This is a genomic window from Brevibacterium yomogidense (assembly GCF_016107685.1).
GTDB classification, from domain to species: Bacteria; Actinomycetota; Actinomycetes; order Actinomycetales; family Brevibacteriaceae; genus Brevibacterium; species Brevibacterium yomogidense.
On the sequence record NZ_JABASY010000005.1, the window covers coordinates 128,832 to 141,730 of the forward strand.

Annotated in this window: 7 protein-coding genes; 3 read left to right on the forward strand and 4 right to left on the reverse strand. The window is 69.6% G+C overall.

All coding sequences use genetic code 11. The features are described 5' to 3' along the window. Nucleotides 1-5: 5 nt before the first annotated feature. Nucleotides 6-3,743, reverse strand: coding sequence for a nitrate reductase subunit alpha (locus tag JFC09_RS12880; RefSeq protein ID WP_198394436.1), 3,738 nt, complete (start codon nt 3,741-3,743; stop codon nt 6-8). Then, a complete protein-coding gene (locus tag JFC09_RS12885) occupies nt 3,740-4,978 on the reverse strand; it encodes a nitrate/nitrite transporter (protein WP_232483560.1) in 1,239 nt (412 codons plus the stop codon). Before JFC09_RS12885 ends, JFC09_RS12880 begins: the two co-directional genes overlap by 4 nt. A 263-nt stretch (nt 4,979-5,241) precedes the next feature. Here JFC09_RS12885 and mobA point away from each other — a divergent pair, with 263 nt between their 5' ends. Next, nucleotides 5,242-5,889: a molybdenum cofactor guanylyltransferase gene (gene mobA, locus JFC09_RS12890; RefSeq protein WP_198394437.1), complete on the forward strand. Its 648-nt coding sequence runs from the start codon at nt 5,242-5,244 to the stop codon at nt 5,887-5,889. Here mobA and JFC09_RS12895 read toward each other — a convergent pair. Next, on the reverse strand, nt 5,825-6,484 hold the full coding sequence (locus JFC09_RS12895; protein ID WP_198394438.1) for a MogA/MoaB family molybdenum cofactor biosynthesis protein: 660 nt from the start codon (nt 6,482-6,484) through the stop codon (nt 5,825-5,827). The two genes, mobA and JFC09_RS12895, sit on opposite strands and share 65 nt — an antisense overlap. Nucleotides 6,485-6,612: 128 nt before the next feature. Here JFC09_RS12895 and JFC09_RS12900 point away from each other — a divergent pair, with 128 nt between their 5' ends. Both JFC09_RS12900 and JFC09_RS16510 read left to right on the forward strand, forming a co-directional pair. Further along, nucleotides 6,613-10,974 carry a Pls/PosA family non-ribosomal peptide synthetase gene (locus JFC09_RS12900; protein WP_198394439.1) on the forward strand — a complete coding sequence of 1,454 codons (4,362 nt, stop codon included), beginning with the start codon at nt 6,613-6,615 and terminating at the stop codon, nt 10,972-10,974. A gap of 154 nt (nt 10,975-11,128) precedes the next feature. Next, nucleotides 11,129-12,286 carry a heparan-alpha-glucosaminide N-acetyltransferase domain-containing protein gene (locus JFC09_RS16510; RefSeq protein ID WP_332839776.1) on the forward strand — a complete coding sequence of 386 codons (1,158 nt, stop codon included), beginning with the start codon at nt 11,129-11,131 and terminating at the stop codon, nt 12,284-12,286. Nucleotides 12,287-12,291: 5 nt separating this feature from the next. On the opposite strand, the gene JFC09_RS12905 is transcribed toward JFC09_RS16510, so the two are convergent. After that, the gene (locus JFC09_RS12905; protein WP_198394440.1) at nt 12,292-12,888 is read right to left on the reverse strand and encodes a TetR/AcrR family transcriptional regulator; all 597 of its coding nucleotides are present in this window, start codon (nt 12,886-12,888) and stop codon (nt 12,292-12,294) included. Nucleotides 12,889-12,899 lie beyond the last annotated feature (11 nt).

Here is a 12,899-nt window from a genome sequence, read left to right on the forward strand (position 1 = left end):
CCTCCTCAGTACTCGACGTTCTGGTCTGTGCGTCGACGGATCACCGTGACCTCGTCGCGCTGATTGCCTGTGGGCCCGTAGTAGTTGAACGCGAACGACAGCTGCCCGTAGCCGCCCACCAGGTGGGTGGGCTTGATCATGATCCGGGTCAGTGAGTTGTGGATGCCGCCGCGCTGCCCGGTCGTCTCCGACAGCGGCACGTTCACCGTCCGCTCCTGCGCGTGGTGCATGAAGGCCGTCCCCTTGGGCATCCGGTGGGAGACGATCGCCCGCGCGGCGACGGCCCCGTTGCGGTTGACCGCCTCGATCCAGTCGTTGTCCGCGATGCCCACGGCCTCCGCGTCCTCGACGCTCATCCAGATGGTCTGGCCGCCGCGGCCCAGAGACATCATGAAGAAGTTCTCCTGGTACATCGAGTGGATCGCCCACTTGTTGTGCGGCGTCAGGTACCGCACTGTGATCGACGTGCCGTCGGTGTCCCCCAGCCGGGGCTCACCGAACAGCGCATTCATGTCGAGCGGCGGTCGGAAGGTCGGCAGGCTGTCACCCATCTCCTGGAACCAGTCGTGGTCGATGTAGAAGTGATAGCGGCCCGTGAGTGTGTGCCACGGCTTGAGCCGTTCGACGTTGATGGTGAAGGGCGAGTAGCGCCTTCCGCCCGATTCCGACCCGGACCACTCGGGTGACGTGATGACCGGGACGGGTGCGGCCTTCGCGTCCTCGAAGGACACCTGCTTGCCCTCGTGCTCCGCGGACAGGTCCGCGAGCTTCGTCCCGGTCCGCTCCTCGAGTGCGCGGAAGCCCTCCGTCGCGAGGAGACCGTTCGTGGTGCCGGACAGGCCCAGGATGTAGTCCGCGGCCTGCCGGTCCGTCTCGAGCTTGGGCTGCCCCTTGCCGACGCCTCGGGTGACGACGCCGTTGAGCCGCCGCAGGCGCTCGACATGGTGCGCAGCGGGGAATGGGATCCCGCGCGCACCGAACCCCGCCGTCTCCAGCAGGGGCCCGATCGACGTGTACTTCTGGTGGATCGCGGTGAAGTCCCGCTCCACCTCGACGAGCTTCGGCAGCGTGACGCCGGGGATGGGCTCGACTTCGCCGAACTTCCAGTCCTTCACGCGACCGTGCGGCGTGTTCACCTCGTCCGGGGAATCATGCTGCAGCGGCACCGCGACGACGTCCTTTCGTGTTCCCAGGTGCGTGCGTGCCAGTTCGGAGAACTTCTTCGCGATCGTCGACCACGTGTCCCAGTCGGTGCGGGACTGCCACGGCGTGGAGATCGCCGGGTTGAACGTGTTGACGAACGGGTGCATGTCCGTCGTCGACAGGTCGTGCTTCTCGTACCAGGTCGCCGCGGGCAGGATGACGTCGCTGTGCAGCGTGGTGGTCGTCATCCGGAAGTCGAGTGTGAGCAGGAGGTCGATCTTGCCGATGGGGGCCTCGTCCCTCCACTTCACGTCCCGGGGCCTCACGGCCTCCGGAGTCTCCTCCGCCGTGACCGTGTTGTCGACGCCCAGCAGGTGCTTGAGGAAGTACTGGTCGCCCTTCGCGGACGAGCCGAGCGTGTTCGCCCTCCACATCGACCAGATCCGCGGGTAGTTGTTCTCCGCGTCCGGGTCCTCGACGGCGAAGCTGATGCTGCCGTCCTTGAGCGAGTCCACGAGGTGGTCGACGCTCGACTTGCCCGCGGCGGCGGCCTCGTCCGTGATGTCGAGCGGGTTCCGGTCGAACGTCGGGTAGTACGGCTGCCAGCCCAGGCGCGTCGCCTGCGCGATCGCGTCCGCGGTGGACATCCCGGCGAAGCGGCCCTTGCCCGCGCGGGCACTCAGGGTGTCGGCACCGAACTGGTCGTAGCGCCACTGGTCGGTGTGCATGTACCAGTAGGTCGTCTGCGTCATCTGCCGCGGGGGCCGCGACCAGTCGAGTGCGTTGGCCAGATGCAGCCAGCCGGTGAAGGGGCGGATCTTCTCCTGCCCCACGTAGTGGGCCCAGCCCCCGCCGTTGACGCCCTGCGTGCCGCACAGCGTGGTGAGGGTGAGGAAGGTCCGGTACGTCTGGTCGGAGTGGAACCAGTGGTTGGTGCCCGCCCCCATGAGGATCATCGAGCGGCCCTTCGAGTCCTGGGCGTTCTGCGCGAATTCGCGTCCGATCCGCGCTGCGGCCTGGCCGGGCACCCCTGTGATGTGCTCCTGCCACGCCGGGGTCCCCGGGGAGGACGCGTCGTCGTAGCCGCTGGCCCACTGCCCTGGCAGCCCGTCCCTGCCGACGCCGTATTCGGCCAGCAGCAGGTCGAACACCGTCGTGACGAGTCGTCCTCCGATCCGTCGGACGGGGACGCCGCGGCGGACGGTGTCGATCTCACCCTGCGCGGCGGTGTCGAAGCGGGCGAGGTCCAGCTCGACCGTGTCGTCGGGGGAGTCGAGGAAGGTGAGCGCGGGGCGGATGTCGCCGAGGTCGAGGTTCCACCGGCCCTTCCCGTCCTCGGAGTAGCGGTGCCCCAGTGTCCCGTTCGGTACGGCCGGCGCACCGGTGACGGTGTCCCACATCGCGGGTTTGAAGTCCGCGTGCTCGGTGTCCGCCTCCGCTGTCACCGCGGTGCCCAGGTCGCTCGCGACGACGAACTTGCCGGGTGTGTACGCGCCGTCCTCACCCTCGTCGAGGGCGACGAGGAACGGCAGGTCGGTGTAGCGGCGCACGTAGTCGTCGAAGTAGTCCGTCGTCCTCTCGACGAAGAACTCCTTGAGGATGACGTGGCCCATCGCCATGGCCAGGGCTCCGTCGGTGCCGCTCGCCGGTGCCAGCCATTCGTCGGCGAACTTCACGTTCTCCGCGTAGTCGGGGGCGATCGAGATGACCTTCTGCCCGCGATAGCGCGCCTCCGCCATCCAGTGCGCGTCCGGGGTGCGGGTGAGCGGGACGTTCGAACCCCACATCATGAGGTAGCTCGCGTTCCACCAGTCACCCGACTCCGGCACGTCGGTCTGGTCCCCGAACACCTGCGGGGAGGCGGGCGGAAGATCCGCGTACCAGTCGTAGAACGACAGCATCGACCCGCCGATCAGCTGGTGGAAGCGTGCCCCGGAGGAGAAGGAGACAGGGCTCATCGCCGGGATCGGGGAGAAGCCGGTCGTCCGGTCGGGGCCCAGGTGCTTCACCGTGTACACGTAGGCCGCAGCGACGATCTCGACGGCCTCGTCCCACGTCGCACGCACCAGCCCGCCCTTGCCGCGCACGGACTTGTAACGCTTCGACTTCTCCGGGTCCTCCACGATCGACTGCCACGCGAGGACCGGATCGCCGCCGTGCTCCCTCTTCGCCTGACGGAACAGGGAGACGAGCGCACCGCGCACGTACGGGTAGCGGACGCGGGTGGGCGAGTACGTGTACCAGGAGAACGAAGCGCCGCGCGGGCAGCCCCGCGGCTCGTACTCGGGCATGTCCGGTCCGGCGCTCGGATAGTCGGTGGCCTGCGCCTCCCACGTGATGAGGCCGTCCTTGACGTAGACCTGCCATGAGCAGGACCCGGTGCAGTTCACGCCGTGCGTGGAGCGGACGACCTTGTCGTGCGCCCACCGGTTGCGATAGAACGAGTCGCCGTGCCGACCGCCCCGGTAGTGCACCTCGCGGTTGTCGTCGGAGACCGCACCCTTCCGGCTGAAGAAGCGCCGCGCTCCGATGAGCGCGTCCATCAGGGGGTTGTCGATCCCCTTCGCCTGCGGGTTGGCGGCGCGGTCGTCGATCGTCATGAGGGATCCTCCTGGCTCGATGGGTCGTTCTGTGAAGTCTGTTGTGCCTCGCGCCCCACCCACACGGTGATGAGGAGTGCGATGACGGTTGCGAGGGCCAGGAACACGATCCCCAGCGAGTAGTCGCCGTGCAGTCGCCAGAGGATCCCCAGCAGCAGCGGGGGGATGAACCCGCCCAGGCCTCCGGCCGCCCCCACGAAGCCCGTGATGGAACCGACCTTCGCGGGATCGCTCGCTCCGCCGATGAGCGCGAAGACGCCGCCGGCACCCATCCCCAGCCCCATCGACATGCCGATGAAGGCGATGGTCCCCACCGGCATGAGGGGCGGATCGAAGACGAGGCAGACAGCGCAGACGGTGACGGCGGTGTACGCGATGATGAGTGTCCGCACGGGCCCGATCCGGTCGGAGAGCATGCCGCCCACAGGGCGCATGAGGACCGCTGCGACGACGAACCCGGCCATCCGCATCGCCGCGTCGTGGGCCTCCAGCTGGTAGGCGTTCATGAGGTAGGACGGTAGATAGACGGAGAATGCCACGTAGCCGCCGAACGACAGCGCGTAGAGATAGCAGGTCTGCCACGTGAGTCGGATGCGTGCGGTCTCCGCGAGCTGCGCACCGAGGTGCTTCCGTGAGGGCGACCAGCCGGGAGGGTCCTTCATGAGCAGGAGCGCGGCCACCGCGTAGACGATGAGGGCGGCGGCTGCCGCGAGGAAGGGGACGACGTCCCCGACCTCGAAGAGGGGGACCGTCGTGAACGCGGCGATCGCGGTGCCGCCCATGCCTGCGCCGTAGATGCCGATGGCTGATCCGCGCTTCTCCTTGGGGAACCACGCGTTCACGTAGGGGACTCCCACGGCGAAGCTGGTGCCTGCCACCCCGAGCACGAACCCGCCCACGATGAGCGTGGTGAGGGTGTACTGGCCGACGAAGCCGATGAACAGCACCGGGACGACGGAGATGAGTGACACCGCGGGCATCATGAGGCGCCCGCCGAACCGGTCGGTGAGGGCTCCGACGACGATGCGGCCCAGCGACCCGACGAGCACGGGGACGGCGACGATCAGGGCGGCATCGTCAGCGATGCCTTCCGTGACGAAGACCGGCCCCAGCGGGCTCAGCAGCGACCAGGCCCAGAAGTTCACGGCGAACCCCAGAGTGGCCATGACGAGTGCGGTGGTGCGGAGGGCGGTCTCCCCCGTCTGGCGGCGGTCTGTCGTGGCGGCGTCCGGCATGTCATCTCCCCACAGCGTGGAAAAGTGATCCCTTGCACAACTTCTACGCAGTGTCGAACACATTGCGCAAGGGTTTCCGCATCATCCGCGCACGACGGTGCGGCACGGCGGGGGAGCCCGGGGCTGTGCGTTCGGCGCGCCCTCGCGGAACGCGCCGTTCGTGTGCAGATGGGTCCCCTTCCCGTGGCGCGGACTCCCGCAGTCGGCCGGGGAGATTCCCCATCCCGTTGTGCCCTAAACATTCCGCCCCTTACGATCAGGACATGTCCTCCCTCTCGACAGTGCGCGCGCTGGTTCTCACGGGAGGGCGCTCCCGTCGTTTCGGCGGGGTGCACAAGCCGTCGATCCCGGTCGGCGGCACTCCTGTCCTCACGCGGGTGCACGCCGCACTCGCCGCTGTCCCCGTCGACGGGGTCTGGATCTCCGGGCCGCTCGACGGTCTTGCGGAGGGTCTTCGCGGTGGCGTGCGGCAGGTGTTCGAGCGTCCCCGCTATTCGGGTCCGCTCGCGGGCATCGCAGCCGCAGTGGCGGACATGCCGGAGGATCCCCAGGCAGTCGTGCTGGTGCTCGCCGGCGACGTCCCGTACACGGATGCGACCGACCTCGCACTGCTCGCGCGCACCTGTGCCTCCACGGGGAATGCGGTCAGCTGCGCGGATGACGAGGGGAGGCTGCAGAACCTCTGCGCCGCCTGGCCCGACCCGCTCCTGCGTGCGCGGCTGGCAGCGATCGGCGACCCGGCGGATACAGCGGTCCGACGTCTGTGGGAAGGAGTCGAGCCGGCACTGGTCCCGGTGAGTGTCCGCAGCGTCGAGGACTTCGACACGGTGGAGGACTACCGCAGGATCACCGGGGAGGCGCCTCCGCGCTGTCCTCGAGCTGATCCTGGATGTGGGGGAGGAGCGGGGTGAGCACCGAGATCCCGTCGCGGACACCGCCGGTGGAGCCCGGCAGGTTCACGATGAAGGTGGATCCCCGCACGCCCGCCACACCCTGACTCATCACGGCGGTGGGTGTGCTCTGCAGCCCGGCCGCCCAGAGAGCGTGCATGATGCCGGGCGTCTGGAAGTCCAGGAGGGTGGCCGTCACCTGCGGGGTGCGGTCCAGAGGGTTGAGCCCCGTCCCTCCGGAGGTCACGACGAGGCCGGGGGCTGCGTCCGGTGCGAATGTCGTGCCCGACCCTGCGGCTGAGTCCTCGCTCGGCGCGGGACGGGCCTGCGCCGCAGTGCCGTCACTCACGCCCAGGACGCGCCGGAGGGCCTCGTCGACCTGACCGCCGTCCTCCGCCAGGAGGGGTGGTGGGCATTCGTATCCCGAGGCGCGCAGCCACTCGACGAGCAGCGGTCCGCTGCCGTCGACAACGTCCCCTCTCGCAGCGGCAGTGCTCACCACGATGACCGCGGCACGTCGGCCGTCGCCCATGCGGACGCGGCCGCCGGTGGTGCGGTCTCCGCCGTCGCCGGTGCGGGCCCGGCGATCGGTGCCCCCCACTCCGTGTGTGCTCATGGTCACACCATAGATCCAGCGCCCGTGAATGAATTACGAAAACCGTCGTATATCTTCTACACTGAGTGCCAGTCGCGGCGCGCTCGCGGTGCCCGGTCGACAGTCTGGCGTGGTCGATCGGAGGGCGGATGTCCGAGGGGGAACGAATCGACGTGGGTCAGGAGATCGGAAGCTCTGTGCCGGGCCATCGGCCGTACGTGACAACGGAGGACCATCCGGTTGTCGCAGTATACGGCGCAGAGAGCCCGGCACCCCCACGCACCCTCGTCGACATCTTCCGCACGACCGTCGTCGACCATCCGGAAGCCCTGGCCCTGGAGGCCGCGACGGGCAGCCTCACCTATCGCGAGCTGCACGCCGTCGTGTCGCAGCGCGCTGCGCAGCTGAGAGGCGCCGGGGTCCGGCGCGGGGACAGAGTGGGCGTGCGCGTGCCCTCCGGCACCCTCGATCTCTACGTCGCGATCCTGGCGATCCTCCACGCGGGTGCGGCGTACGTCCCGGTCGACTGGGACGACCCGGACGAGCGCGCGGACACGGTCTTCACGGAAGCGGCGGTCGCCGCGGTCATCGGCGCGGAGTTCTCGATCACCCCGGGACCCGGCGCGGGCCCCGGCGCTGGCACTGGAGCCGGCGGCGGTGACCCCACCCCGACCCCCGACGACGACGCGTGGATCATCTTCACCTCCGGGTCGACCGGGAAGCCCAAGGGGGTGGCGATCCGCCACCGTTCCGCAGCCGCGTGGGTCGATGCGGAGAACGCCCTCTACCTCCAGCGGGACCCGATGCGCCCAGGCGACCGCGTCATGGCGGGTCTGTCCGTCGCGTTCGACGCATCCTGTGAAGAGATGTGGATCGCGTGGAGCACCGGGGCCACCCTCGTGGCTGCACCCCGCGAGGTCGTGCGCTCCGGACCCGACCTGGGCGATTGGATCGTGCGCCACGACATCACCGTCGTCTCCACCGTCCCGACCCTCGCCTCCCTGTGGCCGGCGGAAGCACTCGACGCCGTGCGGCTGCTGATCTTCGGCGGAGAGGCCTGCCCGCAGGAGCTCGTCGAAGCGCTCATGAAGCCGGATCGGGAGATCTGGAACACCTACGGCCCCACGGAGACTACTGTCATCGTGTGCGGCCACGTGATGCAGCCGCACCCGCCCGTGCGGATCGGCCGGCCGATCAGGGGCTGGCAGCTCGCGGTCGTCGAACCGGCCACCGGTCGACCCGTGGAATGGGGCCAGACGGGGGAGCTCGTCGTCGGCGGCGTGGGCCTGGGACGCTACCTCGACCCGGAGAAGGACGCGGAGAAGTACACACCGCTGCCGTCGCTCGGGTGGGACCGCGCGTACTGGACCGGCGACATCGTGCGTGCCGAGCACGAAGGGCTCGTGTTCGTCGGACGGACCGACGACCAGATCAAGCTGGGCGGCAAGCGGATCGAACTGGGGGAGGTCGACGACCACCTCATGAGCGTCCCCGGCGTCCGCATGGCCGCCGCGGCGCTCAAGAAGACGGCAGCGGGTGCCGACGTGCTGGTCGGCTACCTCACGGAGGACGGCAGCGGTGCCTTCGACCTCGGGCGGACCCGCGAGATGCTGGCGGCACGTCTGCCGGGCGGCACGGTCCCCGTCCTGGCTGTCATGGACGAGCTGCCGATGGCGACGTCGGGGAAGGTGAACCGGAAGGCCCTGCCCTGGCCGCTGCCCGACGACTCGTCCGCGGGCGACGACGAGGACGGGGGACTGTCCCCGGGCGAGCGATGGCTCAAGGGCCTCTGGGTGGACCAGCTGGGCCCGATGCCGATCGACGCCACGACGAACTTCTTCGAGATCGGCGGAGGGTCGGTGCAGCTGGCCCGGCTCGTCGCCGCTGTGCGCACCACGCACCCCAGTGCGGAGATCGGCCGGATGTACGCGCGCCCGACCCTCGCGGAGATGACCGGCTACCTCGAATCACTCACGACGACAGCGGTCCGCCGCCCCATGCCCGCGAAGCTCCCGCGCGGCCCGAAGATCTTCCAGGCGGCGTTCGTCACTGCGGTCTACAGCGTGCACGGACTCCGGTACGTGACCGCGGCGTTCCTCGTCATGTGGGTGCTGCGGACCGTGCTCGACGCGCCATGGGTCCCGCAGATCCCCTTCTGGCCGGTGTTCGTCGCATGGCTCGTCGTCTTCTCGACCCCGGGCAGGGTCGCGCAGGCGGGACTCGTCGCCCGCACCCTCACTGCAGGCATCCGACCGGGCACCTATCCTCGCGGAGGCTGGGTCCACGTCCGGGTGTGGGCGGCCGAGAGGTTCTTCGAGACCCTGAGGCTCGAACCGCTGGACGGCACGGGCATGGCCCGCGTTCTGCACCGTGCGATGGGCAGCCGGGTGGGGAAGGGCGCCTCCGTCTCCGCCCGGCCCGCCGTGAGCGGGTTCGTCACGATCGGCGACGGCGCGGTGGTCGAGGAGGAGGTCGATCTGCTCGGCCACTGGATCGACGGGGACCGGTTCGTCATCGGCACGATCGAGATCCGTGACGGCGCGCGTGTGGGGGCGCGGTCCATCGTGACCCCGGGCGTCGTCGTGGGGGAGCGCTGCGAGGTGCGCCCCGGGTCCCATGTGAATCGGGACCTGCCCACGGACACCGTGTGGGGCGGCGCGCCGGTGCAGGAGGAGGCGCGCGCAGGTCTGTCCTGGCCGGAGCAGAGGATGCTCGACGACCCCTCCCTGCAGCGCTGGGGCCCCGCCCTCATGTGGTGCGCGGAGCTGCTCGGGGTGGCGCTCATCACCCTGCTGCCGGTCGCCGCACTGACACCCGGGGCGATCATCATCTACTCGCAGGTGCGGGAGTTCGACCAGTTCAGAATGGTGGCCCCCGTGCTGGCCGCCTGGATCCCCCTGCTGGCGGTCCTCACGGCGTTCACGTGGCTGGGGCTCGTCATCGTCGCGGTGCGGATCCTCGCCGGGTGGATCGTGCCGGGGTACTTCAGGCAGGATTCGGGCACGGGCTGGGCCGTCTGGCTCACGCACGCACTGCTCCAGCGGACCCTGACGTCCACGTACCCCGTCTACGCGTCGAGCATCACGCCCCTCTTCCTGCGCCTCATGGGGGCGCACGTGGGGCGCGACGCAGAGATCTCCACGATCGAGACGGTGCCGCGCCTCACGTGGCTGCGCGACCGCACCTTCATCGCGGACCACGCGCTCGTCACCAGTACGCGTCGCTACCGCGGATGGGTGCACGTGGGCACCACGGTCATCGGCGAAGGCGCCTTCGTGGGGAACTCCGCGATCGTCGGCCCGGACACGGACCTGCCGCGCGACGCCCTCATCGCGGTCCTCTCCTCGACCCCGGCGCACGCGCCTGCAGGAAGTTCGTGGCTGGGCCGACCGCCGAACAGGATCCCGCGGGTGCGGACGACGACGGCGGACGAGGTGACGTATGCGCCGCCGGCCCGGATCAAGGCGGCGCGCGCCGCTGTCGAATCGTTCCGGATCGTGCCGCTCATGATCGCCCTCTGGCTCGACCTCATCCTCATGAGAGTCCTGGACGCGGTCTACATGGGAGTGCTGCGGGAGACGGACTCGCAGCTGCAGGGCGTACTCACCGGGCTCCTCGTCGCGCTGCCGATGACCGTGCTGTCCGGGATCGTCGCCACACTCATCGCGGTGGCCGCCAAGTGGGTGCTCATCGGGAAGTTCAAGGAACAGGACCGCCCGTTGTTCAACAGCTTCGTGTGGCGGGGCGAACTGGCGGACGTCTTCGCGGAATCGCTGGCCGTCCCCTCGCTGGTGCGCCTCAGCATCGGCTCGCCCCTCTTCTCCGTCTACGCGCGACTCATGGGTTCCCGGATCGGGCGGGACGTGTGGTGCGAGACGTGGTGGCTGCCGGAGTTCGACCTCGTGCACCTGGGCGATCGCGCCACCGTCAACAGGGGGACCGTCGTGCAGACGCACCTCTTCCAGGACCGCGTCATGACGATGGTCCAGACACGGATGGAGCCGGGATCGACGCTGGGTGTCAACAGCTTCATGCTGCCCGGATCCGTCATCGGTGCACGCGCCAGCGTCGGCGTCGGATCGCTGGTGCAGCGGGGTGAGAGCATCCCCGCGGACACCCACTGGGAAGGCAATCCCGCACAGTTCATCCCCGCGCACCCCGACCACAGCCGTGCCGTTCGAAGGACACCGCATGACCGGACCACCGCAGACACCGCAGACACCCCGGGGCCCGCAGGCTCACCAGGCCCCGCAGGCCCTGCGGACCCCGCAGCCGAGGCCGGACGTCCCGCCGCAGCCGGCCCCGCCCACCAGCCCGGGGGCCTCCCCCTCGGACCCCCGGCAGTTCCTCCCCGCCCCCAGCGGGCGCCCCATGTCGCCGCAGCAGTTCAGTCAGCTCCAGCGCAGTCAGCAGCAGCCCCGGCAACAGCAGGGCAGCCTGCACCAGCCCCAACGACAGCAGCCCCACCCGCAGCCGCACCAGCCCGAACGGCCGGCTCCCGGACCGCGTGACGTCCGCAGCATCTGGACGGGGAAGGACGAGCAGAGACGGCGTGAGGCGCTGCAGCGCGACCGCCCCGGCGACTCCGCGAAGACGACGACCACCAGCTTCGAGCGGGCGATCATCACAGGTCCGCGCGCCCACGAGCGCGGCGGCCGCGACCGCGTGGTCGGCATCGACGCTGCGCGCGGGTTCGCACTCATCGGCATGTTCGCGGTCCACCTCATGCCCGCGTACAACGAGGACGCGGATCGGGCGACGGCAGCGTGGATGATCTTCGCGGGCAACGCGTCCGCCCTGTTCGCCGTCCTTGCGGGGATCGCGCTCGCCTTCATGACCGGGGGAGCGACCCCGTACACGGGAGACCGCATGAGGCGGGCGACGGTGAAGATCGCAGCACGCGCTCTGCTGCTGGGCCTGCTGACCCTCGTGATCAACAGCGTCGACCTACCGGTCTACAACATCCTCGGCTACATGGCGCTCATGTTCCTCTTGATGATCCCCCTGCTGCGCCTGCCGCGCGTGGTGCTGCTCGTGCTGGGCGGAGGGATGACGCTCCTCATGCCCGTGGTGCGCTACGTCCTCCACGTGCTGGTCGGCGCGGCCGGATACCACCCGAACCCCAGCTTCGTGGACATGTTCACGGACCCACTGGGAGTCCTCTCGACCTTGAGCATCACCGGTGTCTACCCCGCACTCACGTGGTGGGGCTTCATGTGCCTGGGTGCGGGGATCGGCCGGTTCGCCCTGCAGCGGGCCGGATCGCGTCTGGCGCTCATCGTGACGGGTCTGCTCGTGTACGCGGTGACGACAGCGGTGTCCTACGTCCTCGTCATGCAGCTGGGCGGGTACGAGATCATCAGCAGCGCCTTCCCCGGGGCGACGGAGGACGAGGTCGACGAATTCGTCGTGTTCGGCCCGATCGGGCAGCTGCCCACGGGCGGTCCCGGTTGGCTGCTGGCCGCCGCGCCACACTCCAATACCCCGTTCGCACTCCTCATCGGCACCGGCTTCTCGCTCGCCGCGATCGGCATCTTCATCTTCCTCAGCCGGTCGTGGTCGGCGCTGCTGCGGCCCCTCATCGATGCGGGCTCGATGTCGACGACCCTCTACGTGAGCCACCTCGTGTTCGTGGCGACGATGCCGGACACCGTCCCCGGTGAGGCGCTCTTCACCATCCAGGCGCTCGCCGCGCTGCTGTTCGCGATGATGTGGAAGGTGGTGTCCGACCAGGGCCCGGTCGAGATCGTGATGGCGAAGGTGGCCCGCGCGGTGTCGACGGCGGCGGTGCCGGAGAAGGAGTCAGCGCCTCGGGGACGCTGAGCCTGTCACTCCACGCCCAGCGCCGCCCGGGCGGAGGCCCGCAGCTGCTGTGCGACGACCGCCGGTGGCAGCCTACGGCTGAGATGGGGAGTCGAATTCACCATCCCGAAGAGGGCGTGCACGCGTACCGTCGCAGCCTCCTGCGACAGTTCGGGGTGCACGTCCGCGACGACGCCCGCCCACGCGGTGACGTACTGGCGCTGCAGACGGCGGACGCTGCGGCGCTCCGCGTCCGGCAGGGCGTCGAGGTCGCGGTCCTGGATGCGGATGAGCTCCGGCTCCGTCAGCGCGAAGTCCGCGTGGAAGTCGATGAGGGCGGCCAGCGTCTCGCGCGGCGGTCTGCCTTCCGCGATGATGCGCTCGCCACCGGAGTGCAGGTAGGTGGAGATGCCGACGAGCAGTTCGGAGAGCACCGCCTCCTTCGAGGCGAAGTGGCGGTAGACGGCGGGACCGGACACGCCGGCGCCCTGGCCGATGTCACCCAGCCGCACCGCGCGGAACCCGTACCGGGCGAAGAGGCCCTTCGCGGAGTCCAGCAGCTGCCTGCGTCGCTCCGCCTTCGCGGCCTCCCGGCTGCCCGCACCGCCTGTGCGTGTTGTCACATCCGCTCCTT

Excerpts from the sequence above, each read along its gene's own strand:
- JFC09_RS12885 (WP_232483560.1), bottom strand. The coding sequence starts at position 4,978 with ATGCCGGACGCCGCCACGACAGACCGCCGCCAGACGGGGGAGACCGCC.
- mobA (WP_198394437.1), top strand. The coding sequence starts at position 5,242 with ATGTCCTCCCTCTCGACAGTGCGCGCGCTGGTTCTCACGGGAGGGCGC.
- JFC09_RS12895 (WP_198394438.1), bottom strand. The coding sequence starts at position 6,484 with ATGAGCACACACGGAGTGGGGGGCACCGATCGCCGGGCCCGCACCGGC.
- JFC09_RS12900 (WP_198394439.1), top strand. The coding sequence starts at position 6,613 with ATGTCCGAGGGGGAACGAATCGACGTGGGTCAGGAGATCGGAAGCTCT.
- JFC09_RS12880 (WP_198394436.1), bottom strand. The coding sequence starts at position 3,743 with ATGACGATCGACGACCGCGCCGCCAACCCGCAGGCGAAGGGGATCGAC.